This is a genomic window from Kocuria sp. NPDC057446 (assembly GCF_042802875.1).
Lineage (GTDB): Bacteria > Actinomycetota > Actinomycetes > Actinomycetales > Micrococcaceae > Kocuria.
The window spans coordinates 1-22,514 of record NZ_JBHVDI010000001.1 but is presented as its reverse complement, the minus strand read 5'-3'; the positions used below and the strand labels follow the sequence as shown (position 1 = coordinate 22,514).

Genomic DNA, 22,514 nt, shown 5'->3' with positions numbered 1-22,514 from the left:
GCCACCGCCCCACCGAAGCACAGGAGAACACCATGCGATCCACCACCCGTCAGCGTCTGGCCGCCGCCGTCAGCCTGCCCCTGGCCATCGGCCTGCTCACCGCCTGCGCCGGCGGGGGCGGAGGCGCCGGGGAGGGCGAGGGGGGCGGGGGTGGAGCCCAGTCCCTGAGCTTCGCCAACAGCTACGCCGAGGACCACCCGCACAACCGGTGCGGCGCCGCGCTCGTGCAGGAGGCCGTGGCCGACGACGACATCGAGATGGAGCTCTTCCCCTCCAGCCAGCTCGGCGGGGACACCGACCGGTTCACCTCGGTGATGTCCGGGGACATCGCCCTGGACCTGCAGGGGTCCTCCGGGCTGGCCGCCACCTACGAGCCCATCGGCGTCATGGACATGGCCTACGCCTTCGACGACGTCGACCACCTCTTCTCCTGGTTCGACGGGTCCGAGGCCGCCCAGCAGATGAAGGACGACTTCGAGGCGGAGACCGGGGCCCGGATCCTGGACGTCTGGTACTACGGCGACCGGACCTTCTCCGCGAACTCGCCCATCCGCACGCCCGACGACCTCGACAACCTGCGCATCCGCTTCCCCGACTCCCCGGTGCACCTGCAGAACGCCGAGGCCCTCGGCGCCGAGCCGGTGGCGGTGGCGTTCGAGGAGATCTACCTGGCCCTGCAGCAGGGCACCGTGGACGGGCAGGAGAACCCGGTCACGCTCACGGCGCAGAACAGCTTCGACGAGGTGCAGGACTACGTCAGCCTGAACCGCCACTCGGTGGGCTCGCAGCTGGTCGTCATGAACGCGGACGCCTGGAGCGGTCTCTCCGAGGACCAGCAGACCGCCCTGACCGAGGCCGTCCGCGACGCCCGCGCCGACAACCTCGAGTGCGCCCAGCAGGCCGAGCAGGACGTCCTCGACGAGTGGGAGGCCGCCGGCACCCCCGAGGTGGTCCAGGACGTCGACGTCGAGGCGTTCCGCAGCCGCGCCCAGGACTTCTTCCTGAACAACCTCGAGGGCCAGCAGCTCGAGCTCTACCAGGACATCCGCGACGCCGCCGGGCAGAACTGACCGGTCCGCGGCGGTCAGCGGCGCAGGGTGGTGGACGGGTTCTCGCCGTAGGCCCGGCGGTGGCGGCGCGCGAAGTCGCCGGGGTGGGCCATGCCCCAGCGCAGGGCGATGCCGCGGACGGTGTCGCCGCCGGCGGGGTCCGCCCGCACGAGGTCGTCGTGGGCGGCCACCAGGCGCAGCTCGCGCAGATAGGCGCCCGGAGTGGTCCCGGCGTGGGCGCGGAAGGCCCGGGTGAGCTCCACGGTGCTCGTGCCGGCGTGGCGGGCGACGTCCTCGACCGTGATCGGCGCGGCCACGGCGTCGTGCAGGAAGTCGACGGCGCGCCGGTAGGCCGCGTGCTGCCCGGCGGCCGACGTGCTGCGGGTCCCCGGCTCCCCGACGAGGGCGAACGCCTCCAGGGTCGCCACCGACATCCGCCGCAGCAGGTCGGCCCGCAGCAGGGGGACGGAGGCGACCTCGGGATCGCCCAGCGCCTGCTGCACGAAGGCGAAGGTGCTCCGCCAGTGCCGCTCCCGCGCCGGGGAGCGCGGGCGCGGGTCGTGGAAGGCGACCTCGGGGAACGCCTCCCCGTAGGCCGTCCTGGCGGTCTCCCGCAGCGTCGACCGGGCGACGGTGAGGGAGTCGACCAGCAGCCGGTCCACCTCGCCGTAGTACTCCTGGCCCGGCTGGAGCAGGAACACCCCGAGCCCGGTTCCCGTCCGGCCGTCGATGCTCCAGTCGACACCCCCGGCGCGCGGCAGCACCACCGAGAAGCTCTCCTCGAGCACCATGCGCCCGGCGATGCTGCCGCGGAAGTCGAGCCGGCCCAGACTGAGGTCGGCGTCGCCCAGCACCTCCTGGCGGTACCGGAACGAGGACTCGTCGGCCACCGTGCCCATGCGCGCCCGGGCGTAGATCTGCCGCAGCGCCTCGTTGGCCACCTCCGGGTCGGAGGTGGTCGCCACGTGCCGGTGGAGCGGTGCCACCGGTGGAGTCGTCTCCCGGACCACCGTGCTCAGCTCCGCAGGGTGCCGGCCGGGGCCTGCCCGTGCCGCTCCCGGTAGGCGGTGGCGAAGCGTCCGCGGTGGGCGAAGCCCCAGCGCGCGGCGATCTCCTCCACGGTCGAACCGGTGGTGGGGTCGGCGGCCAGCAGCTCCCGGTGGACGGCGTCCAGCCGGACGGCGCGCAGGCAGGCGGTCGGGGTGGTGCCCAGCTCCCGGCGGAAGGCCGCCTGGAGCCCGCGCACGCTCATCCTGGCGGCCTCGGCGATGTCGGTCGGACCGATGTCGGCGGCCGCGTTCTCCTCGATGAAGGCGACCGCCCGCCGCACCCCGGCCGGGGCGGCACGGGTCTGCCCGGCACCCGTGTCGCGACGGTCCAGGAAGGACCCGGGAAAGGTGTGCAGCAGGACGGTGGCGAGGGAGCGGGCCGCCTCGGACCGGATCAGGGGGCTGCTCAGCGCCTGCTCGTCGGGCAGCAGGTCCCGGGCCAGGTGGGAGACCGTCCCCCGCCAGTACTGCGCCATCGCCGGCGAGACCGGGCGGGTCCCCGAGAACCCGAGCCGGAACTCCTCGTTCCCCAGCAGCCGCCGGGCGTGCTCCTCCACGGCCGCGGGGTCCAGGAACACGGTGGTCGCCTCGAGGTCCTCCCACCAGCTGCTGAAGGTGCGCTGCGGGAACAGGAACGGCCCGGTCCGGGGGAAGCGGTCGCCGGCGCTGGTGGCGCTCAGCACGCCCGCCGTCACGTGGCACACCCGCAGCACCCCGGCGCCGTCCGTCCGGCCCGTGCACGAGGAGCCCCTCAGCCGCACCCGCTCGTAGGCCACGAAGTCGATCCCGGTCGAGGCCAGGGACATGTCGAACACGCCGGCGGGGGACCGGCGCACGCCCCGGAGTGCGAAGACCTCGTCGAGCACGGCCATGCCCTCCGCGGGATCGCGGGTGCTGAAGGCCGACCGCTGCACCTCGGAGTCCATGCTCCGCAGGGTACGCCCGTGCGGAGAGGGAGTCGACCGTCCGGCACCCTTGCCGGCCGGTCACCGGCGGGCGTAGCGTGGTCGCCATGTTCCTGTCCTGATGCCCCGGCCCGCGTCCGCGGCCGGCACCGTCGCTCCGGTCCCCCAGGGCCCCGCGCATCCGGTGCCGCACTCGCCCGGCGGGCTCGATCCCCAGCATCGACAGGACCGCACCGTGACCTCCACCGCGCCCTCGGCGGCGACCACCGCCCCGCACCGCTCCGCCCACCTGCGCCTCGACGGCATCGGCGTCAGCCACCCCGGCCGCCGCGTCCTCACCGACGTGTCGCTGCGCGTCACCGCCGGGGAGCGCCTCGGCCTGATCGGGGAGAACGGCGCCGGCAAGACGACCCTGCTGCACGTGGCCGCCGGGGTCCTGGTGCCGGGCACCGGCACCGTGCACCGGCCCGAGCGCACCGGGCTGCTCCGGCAGGAGCTCGACTCGCCGCCCGCCACCACCCTGGCCCAGGTCGTCGAGCAGGCCGTCGCGGAGGTCCGTGCCCTGGAGCACCGGCTGGCCGCGCTCGCCGCCGGGATCGCCGCGGCGCCCGACGATCCCGCCACCGCCGACGCCTACGACACCGTGCTCCGGGACGCCGAGCGTCTCGGGCTGTGGACCCTCGACGCCCGCGTCGAGGCGGTCCTGGGCGGGCTCGGGCTCGCCGGGCTGCCGAGGAACCGGGCGGTCGGGCAACTGTCCGGGGGGCAGCGCCGCCGGCTCGCGCTCGCGGCGCTGCTGCTCGCCCGCCCCACGGCGCTGCTGCTGGACGAGCCGACGAACCACCTCGACGACGACGCCGTGGACTTCCTGGCGGGCGAGCTGACCGGCTGGCGGGGACCGGTGCTCCTGGCCAGCCACGACCGCTGGTTCCTGGACGAGGTGGTCACCGGGGTGGTCGACCTCGACCCCGCCCTGGGGCCGGACGAGTCCGCCGGCGGGCCGCCCCGGCAGGGCACGGTCTCCGCGGGCGGCTACAGCGCCTACCTCGACCAGCGGGAGCTCGCCCGCCGCCGCTGGGCCGAGCGCTTCGCCGCCCAGGGGCAGGAGCGGGAGCGGCTGCAGGAGATCGCCGCGGTCTCCGGACGGGAGATCTTCCACACCACGGCCCCGAAGTCGGAGGGGCGGATCACCAAGAAGTTCTACAGCGACCGCGCCGCCAAGACCGTCGGCGGCCGGGTGCGCTCGGCCCGGAACCGGCTGGCCGCCCTCGAGCGCACCGCGGTGGGCGCCCCGCCGGAGCCCCTGCGCTTCGCGGGCTTCGAGCGGGTCGCGGTCCCGGCGGGCGGCGCCGGCGTCCCGCTGGTCCGGCTGGCCGGGGTCCGGGTCGAGGGACGCCTGGCGCCGACCGACCTCGAGCTGCGTGCCGGGGACCGGCTGCTGGTCGAGGGCCCGAACGGCACCGGGAAGTCCACGCTGCTCGCCGTGCTGGCGGGGGAGCTGCGCCCCGACGGCGGGAGCGTGGAGCGGCAGGGCGGCGTCGTCGTCGGCCGCCTGGCCCAGGACGACTCCTGGCCGGACCTCTCGTGCCCGGCCGAGGCGGCCTACCGCTCCCGGCTGCGCGCCGGGGACCGCGCCCCGTCCCTGGCGGAGCTGGGCCTGCTCCGCGCCGGCGACGCCTCCCGGCCGCTCGGGGAGCTCTCCCCCGGACAGCGCCGCAGGGTGGCGCTCGCGGCCCTGGTCGCGGAGCCGCCCCCGCTGCTGCTCCTCGACGAGCCCACCAACCACGTCGCGCCGGCCCTGGCCGAGGACCTCGAGCGGGCCCTCCTGGACTTCCCGGGCACCGTGGTGCTGGCCACGCACGACCGGTGGGTCCGGCGGCGCTGGCGGGGACGGGTCCTGCCCGTGCGGTCCGGGACGGACTGAGCGCGGCGGCGCCCGGCTACGGTGCCGCCGCGGTCCAGGGGCCGGCGCCCGTGTCCTCGCGGACGTACGCCTCGACCGTCCGCGCGGCCTCCCCGAACCAGGGCGTCGACTCCTCGTAGCCGGACCACCCGTCGGTCAGGACGGCGAGGACGTACTCCTGCCCGCCGATGTCGACGATCCCGACGTCGTGCGAGACGTCCTCCAGCAGGCCGGTCTTGTGCGCGAAGTCGACGTCCGGGGAGAAGCCGCTGGAGAGGGCGTAGTCGAGGTGCTGCTCCTCGAGGAACCCGAGGAGCAGCGCGGTGGAGGAGTCGGAGAGCAGATCGCCCCGGCGCAGGCGCTCGAGGAGGGCGGCCACGTCGGCGGGGGTGGTGGACATCGCGACCACGTCCTGCGACCCGGTGCCGGGATCGAACGTGGTGGCCGTGAAGCCCTGCTCCTGCGCGAAGGCCTCGACCTCCTTCCACCCGAGCCAGCGGCCCAGCGCCGCGCCGGAGGCGTTGTCCGACCAGCTGATCATCACGTCGAGGGACTGCTCCACCGTGAGGCCCAGCTCCGGCACCACGTCCGAGAGGCCGAGGGCGCCCCGGTCGGCCTCGTCGAGGACCGCATGGGCCACGAAGAGCTTGTAGAGGCTCGCGCTCGTGAACGGGCGGTCGGCGCTGCGTGCCACCACCTCCGCGCCCTCCGGATCGAGCAGCACGACCCCGAGCTCTCCGGGGACCTCGGTGGCGAGGTCCTCCAGGTCCGCCGCCAGGCCCGTGGCGGCGGCCTCTGCCGGCACGGCGGTCGCCGCGTCCCCGGCTCCGTCGCCCTCGGCCCCGCAGCCGCCGAGGAGGAGGACGAGCGCGAGGCCCAGCGCCGCGGTGCGGCGGGTCCGGGACCCTCGACGGCTCGTGCGCACGGTGGGCCTTCCTGGTGGGCGGACGTCGGACGCGGACCCGGATGCACCGCCCCGGTGGACGGTGCCGGTCCCGCTTTCGACGCTACCGGCGCCCTCCTGGAATTCCGCTGAGCATGTTCCCTCAATCCTGTCCCCTCTCTTGCCCCCAAATGGAAAGCGTGCTTGCCTTTGACAACTCATGCACACCACGAAGGAGGGGTCATGTCCGCAGCTGCAGGCGAGAACTGGTGGCGGAGGGTGCTGGCGATCGGATTCCTGTCCTTCGCCGCCCTGGGGCTCGCGGGATGCGACGACACCGGGTCCGGCGGTGAGGAGACCACGGAGCAGGAGGCCCCCGCCGGCGGCGAGGAGACCGCCGACGACGAGGCCACCGACGCCACCGAGGAGGAGAACACGACCGGACCCATCAGTCCCACGGAGGGCGAGGGTCCCATGGAGCAGGACGACGAGCAGGACGACGGCTGATCCGGCGGGCCCCTGGCCGGCGGCGCCGGGGCTGCCCCGCCCCCCTTTGATGGACCAGCGCTGGGAGGACGCCGTCTTCCTGCACTGGCGCATCCCCGTGCCCGCGGCGGCGGCGCGGATGCCGCCGGGAGTCCGCCCCGACGTGGTCGACGGCTCCGCCTGGGTGGGCCTCGTGGGATTCCGCATGCACCGCATCCGGCTCGGTGCCGCGGTGCCCCTGCCCTGGCTGGGCAGCTTCCCCGAGATCAACGTGCGCCTCTACTCCCGCGAACCGGACGGCACGCGCGGCGTGGTGTTCCTGTCCCTCGACGCCCCGCGGCTCGCGGTGGTCCTCGGTGCCCGCGCCGCCGGGCTGCCCTATGTGTGGTCGCAGTGCCGGGCCGTGGGTCCCGGCCGGTCGGACCCGGGCGTCGGGTACGACGTGCGGCGGCGCGGCGGACGCACGACGTCCGCCTTCGCCGTGCGCCCGGACCCCACCGTCCGCGCCGACGACGAGCTGTCGGTGGAGCTCACCGCGCGGTTCGGCCTGCACAGCCGGTTCGCCGGCCGGACGGTGCACGTCCCCGTCTCGCACGAGGCCTGGACGCTGCACCCCGCCACGGTCACGCACGTCGTGGACGGGCTGGTGGCCGCGGCCGGGATCGACGTCGAGGGACCGCCGGCGTCGGTGCTGTACTCGTCCGGGGTCCGGACCCGGATCGGGCGGCCCCGGACGGTGCGCGGCACCTGAGCCGCAGGGGCCCGTGCGCGCGCCGCCCGCCCCGCACCGTGCTCCCGGAGGCCGTCCGGCCCCCACAAGAGTGGGCGTGCCCCGGCGGTGCGGACGGTCCAGGATGGAACCAGCTCCTGCGGAAGCGATCGGGGGGACTCCGGTCGAGGTCGCTCCCGGAGCCGCTCGCCCCCGGGACCGTCCCGCCGGGGGGAGCCGCACGCGAAAGGCCCGCCGTGACCACTCCACTCGTTCCCGAGCTGCCCCAGCTGCCGGATCTTCCCGGCCGGCCCCCGGCCGGTCCGAGGGCCTCGCGTCCCGGACGCGCGTTGGAGCCGGCGATCACGGGAGCCCTGCTGCTGGTCCTCGCGCTGACCGTGCTCCTGGCCGTCCTCGTGCGCGCCGTGCCGATGGCCCCGCTGGTCACGGTGGCGCTGCTGCTGCTCGTGTCCGCCGGCGTGCTCGCGGTCGGCGCCCGGGAGGACCGCGGCCTCCTCCGCGGGGAGGTCCCCGGGGCCCCCGCGGACGAGGCGCCGGAGACGCACGGGGTCTACTACTACGACCGGCACGGGCGGCCGGTGCCCATCGACGACGCGTTCTGAGGGGCGCGTCGCCCGGTGACCCCGGCGGCGACGCCGCCCGCCCGGCGGGGACCCGTGTCCGAATCGTGTCCGTCATCTTCGCGCACGGTGGCCGAGGCGTCCTGACCTGCGCCTACGTTGGTCACGTCGCACCAGACACGGGGCTCGGGGAGCGTTCGGGGGAACGCGCCGCGGGCCGGCACCAGTCGCGAAGCGGTCCTCGCTTCTCCACCGGATGGGACAGAACCATGAGAAGAACCACCAGGGCAGTCACGGCCGCCGCCTTCGCGGCGGGGATCGGCCTCGTCGCCGCCGCACCGGCGCAGGCGATGGAGATCTACGACATCAGCGACGCCACGCGGATCGCCGAGGGGGCGGCCGTCCAGGGCACCTACACGGTCTCGTGCACGGCGGGGAGCAACATCTTCGTCTCCCTCAACGTGACCCAGCGGGTCTCCGAGGGGCGGATCGCCAACGGCAGCTACTTCAAGCAGTGGGTCTGCGAGGGCGGCGAGGTGCAGCTGGACTACCAGGCCGTGGCCTTCAACATGGCCTTCGACGAGGGACCGGCCGTGCTCTCCGGGTTCATCCAGGAGTGCCAGACGGAGTTCTGCGGCACCGGCACCAACCTGCCGCTGCAGGTCATCCAGATCAGCGACGAGGAGCCGGACCAGGCCGAGTAGGCCGGGAGGGACCGGCCCCGTCCCCGCGCCGGGACGGGGCCGGAACTCTGCCCGAAAGTCCAGTGCCCGGCACCACCCCCCGCTCTATAGTCGAACGCATCGACCGGACATCCCTGCCCCCACGCCCCCCGCAGCGCCTCGACGACCGCGCCGTCCCCGTCCTCCACGAGGAGATCCTCACGAGGCGGCCGGCGCGGGTCGACGTCGTGACCGCCCCCGTCCCCGCCGTGCAGGGCTACCGCACGCTCTGCCGGGAGCTGCTGGAGCGGGCCGGGCTGTGAGCGCCCCCGCCGTCGAGCTGCGCCGGCCCGAGGGCCGGTGGCGCCGCCACCGGGAACGGGTCTGGGGCACCACCGTGACCCTCGACGTCCGCGCCGGCGAGGAGGGCCTGCCCCCCGAGCCCGCCGTGCAGCACGCGCTGGACACCGCCGTGGCCAACCTGCGGTGGGTCGACGCCGTCTTCTCCACCTACCGCCCGGACTCGCTGGTGACGGCGCTGCGCTCCGGGCTGCTCGACGAGCGCCGGCTCAGCCGGTGGGACGCCGCCCAGGGCGCTCTCCTGGACGTGCTCCAGCGCTGCCGGGAGGCCCGGCAGCTGACCGACGGGTGCTTCGACCCGTGGGCCGTGCGCGGGGGCTTCGACCCCTCCGGCTACGTCACGGCGTGGGCCGCGGAGCGGATCGCCGACGACCTGGTCCGCGCCGGGTGCGCGAACGTCTGCGTGGACGCCGGCGGGGACGTGGTGACCCGGGGGTCCGCCGCGCCCGGGGAGCCCTGGGCGGTGGGGGTCCGCCACCCCGAGGACCCCGGCGCCGTCACGTGGACCGTGCTGCCCGGCAACGGCGCGGTGTCGACCTCGGGGACCTCCGAGCGGCCGGCGCACGTCGTCGACCCGCGCACGGGCCGGTCCGCCGCGGGCGCCCGCGCCGCCACGGTCGTGGGTCCGGACGCCCGGCTGGCCGGAGTGCTCGCCACGGCCCTCGTGGTCGCCGGCCGGGACGGGGCCCGCTGGTTCGCCGGCCTGGACGAGTGGTCCGCGTGGGGCGTGGACCCCGCGCCCGCGGACACGGTGTGGTCCATCCGCCGGGAGCACCACCTGGCCCGCTGAGTCCGCCCGCCGAGTCCACCCGCGGCCCCGCCGGTGGCTAGGGTGGGGGCGGTGAGCACCCACCCCGACACCGCCCCGGCCCCCGACACCGTTCCCGGCACCGCCCGCACCGGCATGGTCCGGGTCCGGGGAGCCTCCGAGAACAACCTGCGCCACGTGGACGTGGACGTCCCCCGCGACGCCATCGTCGCCTTCACCGGCGTCTCCGGGTCCGGCAAGTCCTCCCTGGCCTTCGGCACGATCTACGCCGAGGCGCAGCGGCGCTACCTCGAGTCCGTGGCGCCCTACGCCCGGCGGCTGATCCAGCAGGGCCACAACCCCGCCGTGGAGTCGATCACCGGGCTGCCGCCCGCCGTCGCCCTGCAGCAGCGGCGCGGGGCACCCAGCTCGCGCTCCACGGTGGGCACCCTCACCACGCTGTCCAACTCGATGCGCATGCTCTTCTCCCGGGCCGGCACCTACCCGGACTCCGCGGCGGGCAGCCTCGACTCGGACGCGTTCTCCCCCAACACGGCCGCCGGCGCGTGCCCCCGGTGCTCGGGCCTGGGCACCGTGCACGACGTCACCGAGTCCTCCCTGGTCCCGGACCCGGCACTGAGCATCCGGGACGGGGCGATCGCCGCGTGGCCGGGCGCGTGGCAGGGCAAGAACCTGCGCGACATCCTGAGCCACCTGGGCCACGACGTCGACGTCCCCTGGCTCGAGCTGCCGCGGGCGGAGCGCGACTGGATCCTGTTCACCGAGGAGCAGCCGGTCGTGGAGATCACCCCGCAGCGGGACCGGGTGGCGAAGCCGTACAAGGGCCGGTTCTGGAGCGCGAGGAGCTACGTGCTGCACACCCTCGCGGACTCCGCGAGCCAGCAGATGCGCGAGCGCGTGCTGCGGTACGTGGTCACGGGACCCTGCCCCGGCTGCGCCGGCAGCGGGCTGCGCCCGGAGGCGCTCGCCGTGAGCTTCGCGGGCCGGAGCATCGCCGAGCTCAACGGGGCGTCCCTGGGCGAGCTGGCCGAGGTGGTCCGGCCCACGGCCGCCCTGGAGCACGCCGGCACCGCCTCCCGGGCCGTGTCCTCGGGGGAGCGCAGCGAGGCCGCGGTGACCATCGCCAAGGACCTGCTCGCCCGGCTGCAGGTGCTCCTGGACCTGGGCCTGGGGTACCTGAGCCTGGACCGGTCCACGCCCACGCTCTCCCCGGGGGAGATGCAGCGGCTGCGGATCGCCACCCAGCTGCGCTCCGGGCTCTTCGGGGTGGTCTACGTGCTCGACGAGCCCTCGGCGGGTCTGCACCCGGCCGACGCCGAGCCGCTGCTGGCCGTGCTCGAGGAGCTGAAGGCCTCCGGCAACTCGGTGTTCGTGGTGGAGCACGACATGGCCGTGGTGCGGCGCTCCGACTGGGTGGTGGACGTGGGGCCCCAGGCCGGGGACCGCGGCGGCTCGGTGCTCTACAGCGGTCCCGTACCCGGGCTGGCCGACGTGGCGGAGTCCGCCACCCGTCCCTTCCTGTTCCCGGACGGGCCCTCTGGCGGGCCCTCGGACCGCCCCGCGGATCGGCCCTCGGCCGGTTCCGCGGACGGCGCGGCCCACGGAGCCCCGGGAACGACGACGGCGCAGCGCGGGCCCCGTCCGGTCGAGCGGCGGCTGCGGCTGCGCGGGGTCACGCGCCACAACCTGCTGGACCTCGACGCGGAGATCCCGCTGGGCGTGCTCACCGCCGTCACCGGGGTCTCCGGCTCGGGCAAGTCCACGCTGGTCAGCCAGGTCCTGGCCGAGACGGTCGGCCGGCACGTGCACGGCGGGGCGGCACCCGAGCCCGCCGGGCCGGAGGAGGAGGACGCCGTGCCCACCGCCGCCGGCGCGCGCGTGGGCGCGGTCGAGGGCCTGGAGCACCTGGACCGGCTGATCCGGGTGGACCAGCGGCCCATCGGCCGGACCCCCCGTTCGAACCTGGCGACCTACACGGGGCTGTTCGACGCGGTCCGCAAGCTCTACGCCGGCACCGACGAGGCGCGGGCCCGCGGCTACGGGGCCGGGCGGTTCTCCTTCAACGTCGCCGGCGGCCGCTGCGAGACGTGCCAGGGCGAGGGCTTCCTGGCCGTCGAGCTGCTGTTCCTGCCCGGCACCTACGGGCCCTGCCCCGACTGCCGGGGCGCCCGCTACAACGCCGAGACGCTGGAGGTCACCCACCGGGGCCGGAGCATCGCCGACGTCCTGGGGATGCGGGTGGAGACCGCCGCCGAGTTCCTCGCGGACGTCCCGGCCGCCGCGCGCAGCCTGCGCACCCTGCTCGACGTGGGGCTCGGCTACCTGCGGCTCGGCCAGCCGGCCACCGAGCTCTCCGGCGGGGAGGCGCAGCGGATCAAGCTGGCCACCGAGCTGCAGCGGGCCCGCCGCGGTCACACCCTGTACCTCCTGGACGAGCCCACCACCGGGCTGCACCCGCAGGACGTGCAGCTGCTGCTGCGCCAGCTGAACCGCCTGGTGGACGCCGGCAACACCGTGGTGGTGGTGGAGCACGCCATGGACGTGGTGGCGTCCTCGGACTGGGTGATCGACATGGGTCCCGCCGGCGGCGAGGCCGGCGGGCGGGTCGTGTGCGCCGGCACCCCGGCCGAGGTCGCCGCGTGCCCGGCGAGCCGCACGGCCCCCTACCTGGCCGCCGCCCTGGCCTGATCCCCGCCCTCCGTCGCGCGGGTCAGCGCTGCCGGTGCCTCCGGTGCAGCTCGTGCACCGCAGGAGCCAGCTCGGGGCACGGGCCGTCCACGGGGACCCCGGGTGCCACCTGGGAGATCGGCAGCGCCGCGACCGGGGCGGGCGGGACGCCGAGCTCGTGCAGCCAGCGGCCGAGCTGCGCCGAGGACGAGGCGTGGACGATGCGGCCCAGACCCACCCAGGCGTGCGCGGCCGCGCACATGGGGCAGTGCTCGTTCGAGGTGTAGACCGTGGCCGCGGAGCGCTGCTCCGGGGTCAGGCGGGCGGCCGCCCAGCGGGCGATCTCGAACTCGGGGTGCCGGGTCGCGTCACCGCCGGCCACCCGGTTGCGGTCCTCGAACAGGACCTCGCCCCGGGCGGAGACGAGCACCGAGCCGAACGGCTCGTCCCCGGCGTCGAGGGCCTCGCGGGCCAGCTCCACGCAGCGTCGCAGGTGTCCGCGGTCGGTCTCCGAGATGCCCATGCGCCCAGCCTACGGGCCGGGGCGGAGCGTGCCGTGCCCGGCCGGTCACGGCTGTCCCGCGCCTCCGCCCGTCACGTCCGCGACGCCCTCGAGGACCTCTGCCACCACGGCCCGGGCCCTGGCCTCGGCCGTGGCCGCGTCCCCGCGGGCGACGGCGGCGGCCGTGGCCTCGTGGTCCTCGAGCGCCCCGGGGTCCGGGGCGCGGGGCATGAGGCCGAGCGCCGTGCGCCCGGAGAGCACCTCGGCCACCACGCCCTGCAGGGCGGCGAGCATCGGGTTGCCGCTCGCCTCCAGCAGCAGCGCGTGGTAGGCGGTGTCCACCTCCAGGTACTCGGGGTCGGTCCCGCGCCGGGCCTCGCCGAGCTCCCGCAGCCGGGCGGCGAGCTCCACCAGGCGCCGCCGGGCGGGCTCGTCGGCCCGGACCGCGGCCAGCCGTGCGGCCGCGGGCTCGATGGCGGTCCGCAGCTCGGTCAGGCTCCGCAGCTGCTCGTCCCGCCCCGGGCCGCCGAGCCGCCACCGGATCAGCCGGGGGTCGAACGGGTTCCAGTCCCGCGGGGGCCGGACGGTCACGCCCACCCGCCGCCGGGACTCCACCATCCCCATGGACTCGAGCACGCGCACCACCTCCCGCACGAGCGTGCGGGAGACCCCGAACTCCTCCTCGAGGGCCGCGAGCGTCAGGACGGTGCCCGGGGCCCGCACCCCGGAGGCGATGCTCTCGCCGAGCCGGTCCAGCACCCCGCTGTGCTGCTCCACCCCGTGCATGGACGCTCCGTCCGTCATGTGCGGCACGATCGCGCCCACAGTGTTGCCAAAAGTATGATCTTTCTGTCAGCCTAGCGTGTGTCGTGGCTCACCACGAGACCCCACGGCCTGCCCGCAGGCACGAGACCAACGGAGAAACGCAGTGGAAGACTGGACACAGACCCTCGGCACCGCGCCGCTGCTGGCGATCGCCGCGGCCGCCATCGCACTGATCCTGGTCCTGGTGATCAAGTTCAAGCTGCACGCCTTCCTGACCCTGATCCTGGTGGCGCTGCTGACGGCCCTCGCCACGGGCATCCCGCCGGCGCTGATCGTGGAGACCACCGTGGGCGCCTTCGGCAGCACGCTCGGCTCGGTGGCCCTGCTCATCGGCCTCGGCGCCATGCTCGGCAAGCTCGTGGAGCACAGCGGCGGGGCCCGGGTGCTCGCCGACAAGCTGGTGGACGTCTTCGGCGAGAAGCGCGCTCCCTTCGGTCTCGGCATCGCCTCCCTGATCATGGGCTTCCCGATCTTCTTCGACGCCGGCCTCGTGGTCATGCTGCCGATCATCTTCGCCGTCGCCCGCCGGGTGAGCGGCACCAACGTGCTGCTCTACGGCATCCCCGCCGCCGGCGCGTTCTCGGTCATGCACGTCTTCGTGCCGCCGCACCCCGGTCCCGTGGCCGCCACGGAGCTCTACGGCGCCGATCTCGGCATGGTCCTGCTCATCGGCCTGCTGCTGGCCTTCCCGCTCTGGTACGTGACGGGCTACCTGTGGGGCAAGCGCGTGGGCAGCCGGATCATCCTGCCCGTGCCCGGCCTCTTCGGCGAGATCGACGACGACCAGCCCGCCAACCCGCCGCGGGTCGGCACCATCATCGCCCTGCTCCTGCTGCCCCTGGTGCTCATCTTCATGAACACCGGCCTGGACTTCCTCCGCGCCGCCGGGACCGTCTCCGAGGAGGCCCCGTGGTTCCCCGTGCTCTCGATGGTCGGCGCCTCCCCGGTGGCCCTGCTGATCTCGGTGCTCGTGGCCCTGTTCGTCCTCGGCACCCGCCGCGGCGAGCACGGCACCGCCCTGGAGAAGGTCATCGACTCCGCCCTGGGCCCGGTCGCCTCCGTCATCCTCATCACCGGTGCCGGCGGCATGTTCGGCGGCGTCCTGCGGGCCTCCGGCATCGGCGACGCGCTGGCGTCCTCGCTGGACGGCATCGGGCTGCCCGTCATCTTCGCGGCCTATCTCATCGCCGTGGTCCTGCGCCTGGCCCAGGGATCGGCCACGGTGGCCCTCGTCACCGCCGCCGGGCTCATGGCCCCGGCCGTGGCCGCGGGCGGCTTCAACTCCGTGGAGGTCGCGGCCGTGGTCCTGGCCACCGCCGCCGGCTCGGTCTTCGCCGGGCACGTCAACGACTCCGGCTTCTGGCTGGTGGGCCGGCTCATGGGCATGGACGTCAAGACCACGCTGAAGACCTGGACGGTGCAGCAGGCCCTGCAGTCCGTGGTGGGCTTCGCCATCGTCCTCGTCATCTTCTACATCGCCTGAGGCGGACATGCACAACGTCTTCGACATCACCGGCCGGCTCGCCCTCGTCACCGGCTCCTCCCGGGGCCTGGGGCGGGCCCTGGCCACGGGTCTCGCCGAGGCGGGCGCCCGCGTGGTCCTGCACGGGCGCGACCCCGGCGCCCTCGCCCGGGTGCGCGACGAGATCGCCGCCGGCACGGGCACGGAACCGGTCACGGCGGCCTTCGACGTCACCGACGCCGAGGCCGTCCGGACGGGGATCGACGCGCTCCTCGCCGAGCACGGCGTCCCGGACATCCTCGTGAACAACGCCGGCATCCAGCGCCGCGCGCCCTTCGCCGAGTTCGCGGCCCAGGACTGGGAGGACATCGTCGCGGCGAACCTCTCGAGCGTCTTCCACGTCTCCCGGGCCGTGGCCCCCGGCATGCAGGAGCGGGGCTCGGGCAAGATCGTCAACATCGGCTCCGTGCAGTCGGTGCTCGCCCGGCAGACCATCGCCCCGTACTCGGCCACCAAGGGCGGGGTGGTCATGCTCACCAAGGGGATGGCCGCCGACCTCGCCCGGCACAACATCCAGGTCAACGCGATCTCGCCCGGCTACTTCGCCACCGAGATGAACCAGGCGCTGATCGACGACGAGGCGTTCGACCGCTGGGTGGTCGAGCGCACCCCGGCCCGCCGCTGGGGGCGGGTCGAGGAGCTCGTGGGCACGCTGGTCTACCTGTGCTCGGACGCCTCCAGCTTCGTCTCGGGGCACAACGTGCTCGTCGACGGCGGCATGACCTCCGTCCTCTGACCAGCAGCACCGCCCGCCCGGCACGCACCACCCCGCCCACCGTCCCGCACCCCGCGGCGGAGCCCCGGGACGCACCAGGAGGAGAGCACATGAAGGCCATCGTGATCCACGGCAAGGACGACCTGCGCGTCGAGGACGTGCCCACGCCGGAGCCCGGTGAGGGGCAGGTCCGGCTCCGGATCGCCTACGGCGGGGTGTGCGGGTCGGACCTGCACTACTGGGCCGAGGGCGCCAACGGCGAGTACGTGGTGCGGGAGCCCCTCGTGCCCGGGCACGAGGTCTCCGGCACGGTGGACCTCGACCCCGCCGGGGAGCTCACTCCCGGCACCCCGGTGACGGTCCACCCGGCCACGTTCGGCATCCCGCAGCCGGGGATCGAGGACCGGCGCCACCTGTGGCCCGGCGGGGCCTACCTCGGCAGCGCCGCCACCCGCCCGCACACCCAGGGCGGGATGAGCGAGTACCTGCTGGTGCGCCGGGACATGGTCCGGGTGCTCCCGGAGGATGTCCCGCTGCGCCGCGCGGCCCTGGCCGAGCCGCTGGCCGTGGCCCTGCACGGGCTCACCGTGGCCGGGGACGTGACCGGCCGGCGCGTGCTCGTCTCCGGGTCCGGGCCGATCGGCCTGCTCTCCGCCGCCGCGGCCCTGGCGCGCGGCGCGGCCGAGGTCGTGGCCACCGACGTCCTCGAGGGGCCCCTCGAGCGGGCCCGGGGGCTCGGCGTGCACGGCACGGTCCGGATCGGGGCGGAGCAGCTCCCCGCGGAGGCCTTCGACGTGGTGCTGGAGTGCTCCGGGGTGCCCGCGGCCGTGAGCCCGGCGCTGGCGGCCGGGCGCCGGGGCGCCGTCGTGGTCCAGGTGGGGATGGTGCCGAACGAGGCGCGGCCCGTGAACCTGGCCCCGCTCGTGTCCAAGGAGCTCCAGCTGCGCGGGTCCTTCCGGTTCGACGACGAGATCGACGAGGCGATCGAGCTGATCGCCGCGCGCCCCGGCATCGAGGACGTGGTCACGCACGAGTTCCCCGCCGACCGCGCCGCCGAGGCCTTCGCCACGGCCCGGGACTCCGCGGTCTCCGGCAAGGTCCTGGTCTCCCTCGCCGCCGGGGGGACGAGCTGATGCCGGGGCCGGCCGGAGCCGGGCACCCGGAGCCCGTGGTGCTGGGCGTCGACATCGGCACCACGAGCACCAAGGCGGTGGCCTTCGCCGTGGGCGGGGAGCAGCTCGCCGCCGCCTCGGCGGGCTATCCCCTGGAGGAGCCGCACCCCGGCCACGCCGTGCAGGACCCCGCGCTGATCCTGCAGGCGGTGCTGGACACGGTCCGGACGGTGGTCGAGGAGGTCGGGGCGGAGCGGGTGGCCGGGCTGTCCTTCAGCGCCGCGATGCACAGCCTGCTCGGCCTCTCGCCCGAGGGGGAGCCCCTCACCCCGCTCGTCACCTGGGCGGACACCCGGGCGAGCGTCCAGGCCGAACGGCTGCGCGCGAGCACGGGCGGACTGGCCCTGCACCGGCGCACGGGCACCCCGGTGCACCCGATGTCCCCGCTGCCCAAGCTCGTGTGGTTCCACGACCAGGAGCCCAAGCTGTGCGAGCGGGTCGCGTTCTGGGCCGGCATCAAGGAGTTCGTGCTGCTGCGGCTGTGCGACGCGCTCGTGGTGGACCACTCGGTGGCCTCGGCCACCGGGCTCATGGACATCCACGGTCTCGCCTGGGACGGCGAGGCCCTCGCCCACGCCGGGATCCTGCCCGAGCAGCTGCCCGAGCTCGTGCCCACCACCCACGTCCTGCCCGGCCTCACGGACGAGGCGGCCCGCGCCACCGGGCTGCCCGCCACCGTGCCCGTCGTGGTGGGGGCCAGCGACGGGCCGCTGGCCAACCTCGGGCTGGGCGCCGTCCGGCCGGGGGTGGCGGCCTGCTCGATCGGCACGAGCGGCGCCCTGCGCGTCGTCGTCGACCGTCCCGTGGTGGACCCCCTGGGACGGGTCTTCTGCTACGCCCTGACGCCGGGGCGCTGGGTGGTCGGCGGGGCCATCAACAACGGCGGCGTGGTCCTGGGCTGGGCCGGGGACGCCCTCGCCCCCGACCTGGGGGAGGAGCCGGAGGAGGAGCTGCTCGCGCTCGCGGGGAGCGTCCCGGCCGGGTCCGGGGGACTGCTCATGCTGCCCTACCTGCTGAGCGAGCGCGCCCCGCACTGGAGCTCCCTGCCCCAGGGCGCCTACGTGGGGCTGACCCGCGCCCACCGCCGCGAGCACCTGGTGCGCGCGGCCCTGGAGGGCGTCTGCCAGCAGCTCGGCCTGGTCCTGCAGTCGATGCGCTCGGCGGGCCTGACGGTGGAGCAGATCCGCGCCACCGGCGGCTTCGCCCGCAGCCCGCTGTGGCGCCAGCTGCTCGCCGACGTCCTCGGCACGGACATCTCCTTCGCCTCGGGACACGAGGGCTCCGGCTTCGGCGCCGCGCTGCTGGGGATGCAGGCGCTCGGGCTGATCGAGTCCGTCGACGTGGCCGCGGACCTGGTCCAGGTGGAGTCCGTGGTGCGTCCCGACCCCGCCGACGCCGCGGTCCACGCGTCCCTGCAGCCGGTGTTCGAGCAGCTCTACGAGGCCCTGGTGCCCACGTTCACGTCCCTGCGCCGGCTGGCGCCCGCCCTGCCGCTCGAGCGGGGCTGACCCGTCCGCCGGCCCCGCACCGGCCGCCCCGGGCGACGGTCCCGGCCGGGGCGGCCGAGACGGATCCGTGCCCGGCCCGGCCGCTCCACCGGCGGGTCCGCGTGGGAGAATGGACCCGTGCTCCGACGGACGCGGGACCGTCCGGCCCCGCGCGCCGGAGAGCCGGCGCCGAGGAGGCCCGCCATGATCTCGAGGACGGACGCGGAGGAGCTCCGCCGGCAGGTCCGGGGCCCGGTCCTGTTGCCGGACGAGGACGGTTTCGCGGAGGAGATCGCCGGCTTCAACCTGGCCGCCGTCCACCACCCGGACGCGGCGGTCGGCGTGACCGACGCCGCGGACGTGGTGGCCGTGATGCACTGGGCCGCCGCCCACCACGAGCCCGTGGGGGTGCAGTCCACGGGCCACGGCGCGGACCAGCCCATGGAGGGCGGGCTGCTCGTCACGACCCACCGGATGCAGGACCTCGAGGTCGACCCCCGCCGCCGGACGGCGCGGATCGGCGCCGGCGTGCGGTGGCGCCGCGTGATCGACGCGGTCGCCCCGCACGGGCTCGCGGTGCTCAACGGCTCGGCCAGCGACGCCGGGGCGGTCGGCTACACCCTGGGCGGCGGGCTGCCCGTGCTCGGCCGGGTGTTCGGCTTCGCCGCCGACCACGTGCTGGGCCTCGACGTGGTGACCCCCGACGGCCGGCTGCGCCACGTGGACGCGGGGCACGAGCCGGAGCTGTTCGCCCTGCTCCGCGGCGGCAAGGGCAACCTGGGCCTCGTCACCTCGATGACCCTCGACCTCGTCCCGCTGGAGAGCCTGTACGGCGGCGGGATCTTCTTCCCCGGCGCCGACGCCCAGGAGGTGCTGAGCGCGTTCAGCCGGTGGGCGCCCGCGCTGCCCGAGCGCGCCTCGACGTCCGTGGCCCTGCGCTGGATGCCGCACGACCCGACCGTCCCCGAGGAGCTGCACCGGCAGATGCTGGTGCACCTGCGCTTCTGCTGGGTGGGCCCGGAGGACGAGGGGGCCCGGGTCCTCGCGCCGATGCGGGCGGCCGCCCGGCCGGTCCTGGACCTCGTGGGACCCCTGGACTACCGGGACATCGACCAGGTGCACATGGACGCCACCCAGCCGGGCCTGTACGTGCTCACGGGGGAGTTCCTGCGGGAGTTCGACGCCGCCGCGGTCATGACGCTGCTCCGGAACGCGGGACCGGGCAGCCGGTGCCCGCTGCCGGAGGTGGGGATCCGGCTCATGGGCGGAGCCTTCGCCCGGACGGACGGCGTCCAGGACGCCGTCTCGGGACGGGACGCGGCGTTCTTCCTCGAGCTCATCGGCTGGCTGGCGCCGCACGTGGCCGAGGCGACGCCCCGGGCGCTGGCCGAGATCCTGCAGGCGATGGCCCCGTGGTCCACGGGCCGGGCGTTCGTCAACATGCACGGGGTCCCGGGCGGGGAGAGCGAGCACGCCCGGGCGTGGTCCGAGGAGGTCTACGCCCGCCTGGTGCGGGCCAAGGCGCTCTACGACCCCGGGAACCTGCTGCGGTTCCAGCACGTGGTCGGGCAGGGGCGGCGGACAGCCGACTGACAGCTCGGCATGATGGACTCGTGACAGCACCGCGGCGGTCCCGCGCGCGGTGAGCACTCCCGGAAGGAGACGTGATGGTGAACTTCAAGGGGCTCACGGCCAAGGCCAAGCAGCTGGCCCAGCGCAACCCGGAGAAGGTCGACAAGGTCCTCGACCAGGCCGGCAGCTTCGTGGACAAGCGCACCGGGCGCAAGTACGAGCGCCACGTGGACACGGTCCAGCAGAAGGCGCGGCAGTTCCTCGGCGGCGGACACGCGCCCGGCGACCCGACCACGGGCGGCCCGGCGACGGGCGGTCCCGCCGACAGCCAGCGCCCGGACGGGCAGACGGGGGGACCGGCTGCGACCGGTCGCCCCGGTGACGTGCCCGGCCACGAGGGCCCCCGCCGCTGACGGTTCCCGGGCCGCGGTAACAGAGCGGACCCCGCCCGCCGGGCCTCGAGTGCACGGCAGGCGGGGTCCGTCGTCGTCCCGCGGGCGGAGGTCCGACCCGCCGGGGCGGGTGCGGCTACCGGGCGAGGAAGTCCAGCAGGGCCTCGTTGACCTCGGCGCCGTGGGTCCAGAGCAGCCCGTGCGGGGCGCCCTCGATCTCGACGTACTCCGCCTGCGGGAGGAGCTGGTGGAACCGCCGGCCGGTGGCGTCGATGGGCAGGATGTTGTCCGCGGTGCCGTGCACGATGAGGGCCGGCACGTCGATCTTGGGGATGTCGGCCCGGAAGTCCGTCAGCCAGGTGGGCTGGGCGGCCACCGACGCCACGGCCCCGGAGCGGACGGCGATGCTCCAGCTGGCGTCCACGATCTCCTGGCTCAGCCGGTCCGTGCCCAGGAACGTGTCCGTGTTGAAGAAGTTGCCGAAGAACTCGGTGAAGAACGCGTAGCGGTCGGCGGTCACGGACGCGGCCAGGCCGTCGAAGACCTCCTGGGGCACTCCCCCGGGGTTGTCCTCGGTCTGCAGCAGGTACGGCTCGAGCGAGCCCAGGAAGGCCGCCTTGGCCACCCGGGAGGATCCGTAGGTCCCGAGGTAGCGCCCCACCTCCCCGGTCCCCATCGAGAAGCCCACCAGGACCACGTCGCTCAGGTCGAGGGTGCTCAGGGCTTTGTCGAGGTCGGCGGCGAAGGTGTCGTAGTCGTAGCCGGTCGTGGGCCGGCTGGAGCGGCCGAAGCCGCGACGGTCGTAGGTGATCACGCGGTAGCCCGCCCCGAGCAGGGCGGTGGTCTGCTTCTCCCAGGACGAGCCGTCCAGGGGATACCCGTGGATGAGGACGACGGGCTGGCCGCTGCCGTGGTCCTCGTAGTACAGCTCGATGTCGGTGCTGTTCTCGGTGCCGACGGTGATGTGACCCATGGAGGCTCTTCCTCTCGCTGGTGCGTCAGATGCAGAGAACGATCGTTCTCTGCACAGAAGCCTAGGGAACGGTCGTTCTCGGCGCAATAGACTCGGGGCATGGACTCCACCGATCTCCGCCGGCACGTCGTCGAGACGGCCGACCGGCTGTTCTACGCCCGCGGCGTCCAGGCCGTGGGGATGGACGAGCTGCGGCAGGCGGCCGGGGTCCCGCTCAAGCGCCTCTACGCCCTGTTCCCGGGCAAGGAGGAGATCGTGCTGGCCGTGCTCGCCCGGCGCCACGCGCTCTGGGAGGAGGGGGTCCGCGAGCGCGTGGACCGGGCTGCCACCCCGCGGGCACGGCTGCTGGCCGTCTACGACCACCTCGCGGACTGGTTCGCCGAGGACTCCTTCCGCGGCTGCGGCTTCATCAACGCCTTCGGGGAGCTGGGCGCCGTCTCGCCCCGGGTGGCCGAGGCGGCGCGCGCGCACAAGCGCTCGTTCCAGGACTACGTCGCCGCCCTCGTCGAGGCCGCGGGCGGTCCTCCGGACCTGGGCCCGCAGCTGTGCATCCTGGCGGAAGGCGCCCAGACCACCGCCGCGATCGCCGGCACCCCCGAGGCGGCGGGGCAGGCACGCCGGGCCGCGGAGGTGCTCGTGCAGGCCGCGATGCGGCCCCGCGGCGCCGCTCAGGGCACCAGGGACGCGTAGACCACGTAGTTGTCGTCGAACTCCCCGGTGGCCGGGTCGTAGCCGTCGCAGGTGATCAGCCGCAGCTCGGCGCCCTCCGTGTTGCCGTAGACCTCGAGGGTGGGGAAGTCGGCCTTGCCGTACTGCGCCCCGCGGTCGACGGCGAAGACGGCCGTGGACCCGTCCTCCCGGACCACCTCGATCGTGTCGCCGGGCTCCAGGGCCCGCAGGTCGGCGAAGACCCCCGGGCCGCCGCCCGTGGCGTTGACGTGGCCCAGCAGCACGGCCGGTCCCCGCTCCCCGGGGGTGGGCGAGCCGTCGTACCAGCTCGCCGGGGACCCGGGTCCCTCGGGCGGGACCTCGAGCGAGCCGTTGTCCCGCAGGCCCAGGTGCAGCAGCCCGGACTCGGCGCCGGTGGCCGGGATCGTCACGGAGACCGGGTCGGAGGCGGAGAGCACCGGTGGTTGTTCGGGCGCAGGAGCGGCCACCGGGGTCGGGCTCGGGGCGGTCGGTGCCGGGGTGCTCGTCGGGATGGCTTCGGTGGCCGGGGTGCTCGCCGTGGCCGACGGGGCCGAGCCGGTGGCCCCTGCTTCTGGGCCGGTGGCGCCGGTGCACCCGGCAAGCAACACGAGGGCGGCGGTCGCCGCGCAGGTGGTGAAACC

23 protein-coding genes are annotated in these 22,514 nt (G+C 75.1%); 16 read left to right on the top strand and 7 right to left on the bottom strand.

The features are described from left to right. Nucleotides 1-32: 32 nt before the first annotated feature. Nucleotides 33-1,070 (top strand): DctP family TRAP transporter solute-binding subunit, encoded by a 1,038-nt coding sequence (locus ACFU0Y_RS00115; protein ID WP_380212407.1) that lies wholly within the window; start codon nt 33-35, stop codon nt 1,068-1,070. Nucleotides 1,071-1,084: 14 nt separating this feature from the next. Here ACFU0Y_RS00115 and ACFU0Y_RS00110 read toward each other — a convergent pair whose 3' ends face one another. Both ACFU0Y_RS00110 and ACFU0Y_RS00105 read right to left on the bottom strand, forming a co-directional pair. Beyond that, entirely contained in the window at nt 1,085-2,035 is a 951-nt protein-coding gene (locus ACFU0Y_RS00110; RefSeq protein ID WP_380212406.1) for a helix-turn-helix transcriptional regulator, read from the bottom strand. A 29-nt stretch (nt 2,036-2,064) separates the two neighbouring features. Beyond that, nucleotides 2,065-3,024 (bottom strand): helix-turn-helix domain-containing protein, encoded by a 960-nt coding sequence (locus ACFU0Y_RS00105; RefSeq protein WP_380212405.1) that lies wholly within the window; start codon nt 3,022-3,024, stop codon nt 2,065-2,067. Nucleotides 3,025-3,238: 214 nt separating this feature from the next. Here ACFU0Y_RS00105 and ACFU0Y_RS00100 point away from each other — a divergent pair, with 214 nt between their 5' ends. Beyond that, nucleotides 3,239-4,927 carry an ATP-binding cassette domain-containing protein gene (locus ACFU0Y_RS00100; RefSeq protein ID WP_380212404.1) on the top strand — a complete coding sequence of 563 codons (1,689 nt, stop codon included), beginning with the start codon at nt 3,239-3,241 and terminating at the stop codon, nt 4,925-4,927. 16 nt (nt 4,928-4,943) lie between these two features. Here the strand turns inward: ACFU0Y_RS00100 and ACFU0Y_RS00095 are convergent, their stop codons facing one another. Continuing rightward, entirely contained in the window at nt 4,944-5,831 is an 888-nt protein-coding gene (locus tag ACFU0Y_RS00095) for a serine hydrolase (protein ID WP_380212403.1), read from the bottom strand. 201 nt (nt 5,832-6,032) lie between these two features. On the opposite strand from ACFU0Y_RS00095, the gene ACFU0Y_RS00090 reads away from it, so the two are divergent. The 7 genes from ACFU0Y_RS00090 to ACFU0Y_RS00060 all read left to right on the top strand — a co-directional run bounded on the left by ACFU0Y_RS00090 (nt 6,033) and on the right by ACFU0Y_RS00060 (nt 12,044). Then, on the top strand, nt 6,033-6,296 hold the full coding sequence (locus ACFU0Y_RS00090) for a hypothetical protein (RefSeq protein WP_380212402.1): 264 nt from the start codon (nt 6,033-6,035) through the stop codon (nt 6,294-6,296). Nucleotides 6,297-6,345: 49 nt separating this feature from the next. Next, nucleotides 6,346-7,026 (top strand): YqjF family protein, encoded by a 681-nt coding sequence (locus ACFU0Y_RS00085; RefSeq protein ID WP_380212401.1) that lies wholly within the window; start codon nt 6,346-6,348, stop codon nt 7,024-7,026. A gap of 215 nt (nt 7,027-7,241) precedes the next feature. Then, nucleotides 7,242-7,607 (top strand): hypothetical protein, encoded by a 366-nt coding sequence (locus ACFU0Y_RS00080; protein ID WP_380212400.1) that lies wholly within the window; start codon nt 7,242-7,244, stop codon nt 7,605-7,607. A gap of 227 nt (nt 7,608-7,834) precedes the next feature. Next, nucleotides 7,835-8,269: a hypothetical protein gene (locus ACFU0Y_RS00075; RefSeq protein ID WP_380212399.1), complete on the top strand. Its 435-nt coding sequence runs from the start codon at nt 7,835-7,837 to the stop codon at nt 8,267-8,269. 62 nt (nt 8,270-8,331) lie between these two features. After that, nucleotides 8,332-8,550: a hypothetical protein gene (locus tag ACFU0Y_RS00070; RefSeq protein WP_380212398.1), complete on the top strand. Its 219-nt coding sequence runs from the start codon at nt 8,332-8,334 to the stop codon at nt 8,548-8,550. Beyond that, the gene (locus ACFU0Y_RS00065; protein WP_380212397.1) at nt 8,547-9,377 is read left to right on the top strand and encodes an FAD:protein FMN transferase; all 831 of its coding nucleotides are present in this window, start codon (nt 8,547-8,549) and stop codon (nt 9,375-9,377) included. The genes ACFU0Y_RS00070 and ACFU0Y_RS00065 overlap by 4 nt, the downstream gene beginning before the upstream one ends. Before the next feature lie 114 nt (nt 9,378-9,491). Continuing rightward, nucleotides 9,492-12,044, top strand: a complete 2,553-nt coding sequence (locus ACFU0Y_RS00060; RefSeq protein ID WP_380212459.1) for an ABC transporter — start codon at nt 9,492-9,494, stop codon at nt 12,042-12,044. A 22-nt stretch (nt 12,045-12,066) separates the two neighbouring features. On the opposite strand, the gene ACFU0Y_RS00055 is transcribed toward ACFU0Y_RS00060, so the two are convergent. After that, nucleotides 12,067-12,546: a nucleoside deaminase gene (locus ACFU0Y_RS00055; protein WP_380212396.1), complete on the bottom strand. Its 480-nt coding sequence runs from the start codon at nt 12,544-12,546 to the stop codon at nt 12,067-12,069. Nucleotides 12,547-12,591: 45 nt separating this feature from the next. Further along, the gene (locus ACFU0Y_RS00050) at nt 12,592-13,329 is read right to left on the bottom strand and encodes a FadR/GntR family transcriptional regulator (protein ID WP_380212395.1); all 738 of its coding nucleotides are present in this window, start codon (nt 13,327-13,329) and stop codon (nt 12,592-12,594) included. 124 nt (nt 13,330-13,453) lie between these two features. Between ACFU0Y_RS00050 and ACFU0Y_RS00045 the strand changes: the two genes are divergently transcribed. The 6 genes from ACFU0Y_RS00045 (at nt 13,454) to ACFU0Y_RS00020 (ending at nt 20,231) form a co-directional block, all read left to right on the top strand. After that, entirely contained in the window at nt 13,454-14,833 is a 1,380-nt protein-coding gene (locus tag ACFU0Y_RS00045) for a GntP family permease (protein WP_380212394.1), read from the top strand. Between the two features lie 7 nt (nt 14,834-14,840). After that, nucleotides 14,841-15,608: an SDR family oxidoreductase gene (locus ACFU0Y_RS00040; protein ID WP_380212393.1), complete on the top strand. Its 768-nt coding sequence runs from the start codon at nt 14,841-14,843 to the stop codon at nt 15,606-15,608. Between the two features lie 89 nt (nt 15,609-15,697). Next, on the top strand, nt 15,698-16,720 hold the full coding sequence (locus ACFU0Y_RS00035; protein WP_380212392.1) for an L-idonate 5-dehydrogenase: 1,023 nt from the start codon (nt 15,698-15,700) through the stop codon (nt 16,718-16,720). Next, nucleotides 16,720-18,267: a gluconokinase gene (locus ACFU0Y_RS00030; RefSeq protein ID WP_380212391.1), complete on the top strand. Its 1,548-nt coding sequence runs from the start codon at nt 16,720-16,722 to the stop codon at nt 18,265-18,267. The genes ACFU0Y_RS00035 and ACFU0Y_RS00030 overlap by 1 nt, the downstream gene beginning before the upstream one ends. A gap of 183 nt (nt 18,268-18,450) precedes the next feature. After that, nucleotides 18,451-19,839, top strand: a complete 1,389-nt coding sequence (locus tag ACFU0Y_RS00025; RefSeq protein WP_380212390.1) for an FAD-binding oxidoreductase — start codon at nt 18,451-18,453, stop codon at nt 19,837-19,839. Nucleotides 19,840-19,913: 74 nt separating this feature from the next. Continuing rightward, nucleotides 19,914-20,231: an antitoxin gene (locus ACFU0Y_RS00020; protein WP_380212389.1), complete on the top strand. Its 318-nt coding sequence runs from the start codon at nt 19,914-19,916 to the stop codon at nt 20,229-20,231. A gap of 115 nt (nt 20,232-20,346) precedes the next feature. Here ACFU0Y_RS00020 and ACFU0Y_RS00015 read toward each other — a convergent pair whose 3' ends face one another. After that, on the bottom strand, nt 20,347-21,183 hold the full coding sequence (locus ACFU0Y_RS00015) for an alpha/beta fold hydrolase (RefSeq protein WP_380212388.1): 837 nt from the start codon (nt 21,181-21,183) through the stop codon (nt 20,347-20,349). A gap of 99 nt (nt 21,184-21,282) precedes the next feature. On the opposite strand from ACFU0Y_RS00015, the gene ACFU0Y_RS00010 reads away from it, so the two are divergent. Next, nucleotides 21,283-21,873 carry a TetR/AcrR family transcriptional regulator gene (locus tag ACFU0Y_RS00010; protein ID WP_380212387.1) on the top strand — a complete coding sequence of 197 codons (591 nt, stop codon included), beginning with the start codon at nt 21,283-21,285 and terminating at the stop codon, nt 21,871-21,873. On the opposite strand, the gene ACFU0Y_RS00005 is transcribed toward ACFU0Y_RS00010, so the two are convergent. After that, on the bottom strand, nt 21,852-22,514 hold a 663-nt coding region (locus tag ACFU0Y_RS00005; RefSeq protein WP_380212386.1), incomplete at its 5' end, for a class F sortase. The genes ACFU0Y_RS00010 and ACFU0Y_RS00005 overlap by 22 nt on opposite strands.

Excerpts from the sequence above, each read along its gene's own strand:
- ACFU0Y_RS00115 (WP_380212407.1), top strand. The coding sequence starts at position 33 with ATGCGATCCACCACCCGTCAGCGTCTGGCCGCCGCCGTCAGCCTGCCC.
- ACFU0Y_RS00105 (WP_380212405.1), bottom strand. The coding sequence starts at position 3,024 with ATGGACTCCGAGGTGCAGCGGTCGGCCTTCAGCACCCGCGATCCCGCG.
- ACFU0Y_RS00090 (WP_380212402.1), top strand. The coding sequence starts at position 6,033 with ATGTCCGCAGCTGCAGGCGAGAACTGGTGGCGGAGGGTGCTGGCGATC.
- ACFU0Y_RS00085 (WP_380212401.1), top strand. The coding sequence starts at position 6,346 with ATGGACCAGCGCTGGGAGGACGCCGTCTTCCTGCACTGGCGCATCCCC.
- ACFU0Y_RS00075 (WP_380212399.1), top strand. The coding sequence starts at position 7,835 with ATGAGAAGAACCACCAGGGCAGTCACGGCCGCCGCCTTCGCGGCGGGG.
- ACFU0Y_RS00060 (WP_380212459.1), top strand. The coding sequence starts at position 9,492 with ATGGTCCGGGTCCGGGGAGCCTCCGAGAACAACCTGCGCCACGTGGAC.
- ACFU0Y_RS00055 (WP_380212396.1), bottom strand. The coding sequence starts at position 12,546 with ATGGGCATCTCGGAGACCGACCGCGGACACCTGCGACGCTGCGTGGAG.
- ACFU0Y_RS00050 (WP_380212395.1), bottom strand. The coding sequence starts at position 13,329 with ATGACGGACGGAGCGTCCATGCACGGGGTGGAGCAGCACAGCGGGGTG.
- ACFU0Y_RS00040 (WP_380212393.1), top strand. The coding sequence starts at position 14,841 with ATGCACAACGTCTTCGACATCACCGGCCGGCTCGCCCTCGTCACCGGC.
- ACFU0Y_RS00035 (WP_380212392.1), top strand. The coding sequence starts at position 15,698 with ATGAAGGCCATCGTGATCCACGGCAAGGACGACCTGCGCGTCGAGGAC.
- ACFU0Y_RS00030 (WP_380212391.1), top strand. The coding sequence starts at position 16,720 with ATGCCGGGGCCGGCCGGAGCCGGGCACCCGGAGCCCGTGGTGCTGGGC.
- ACFU0Y_RS00025 (WP_380212390.1), top strand. The coding sequence starts at position 18,451 with ATGATCTCGAGGACGGACGCGGAGGAGCTCCGCCGGCAGGTCCGGGGC.
- ACFU0Y_RS00020 (WP_380212389.1), top strand. The coding sequence starts at position 19,914 with ATGGTGAACTTCAAGGGGCTCACGGCCAAGGCCAAGCAGCTGGCCCAG.
- ACFU0Y_RS00015 (WP_380212388.1), bottom strand. The coding sequence starts at position 21,183 with ATGGGTCACATCACCGTCGGCACCGAGAACAGCACCGACATCGAGCTG.
- ACFU0Y_RS00010 (WP_380212387.1), top strand. The coding sequence starts at position 21,283 with ATGGACTCCACCGATCTCCGCCGGCACGTCGTCGAGACGGCCGACCGG.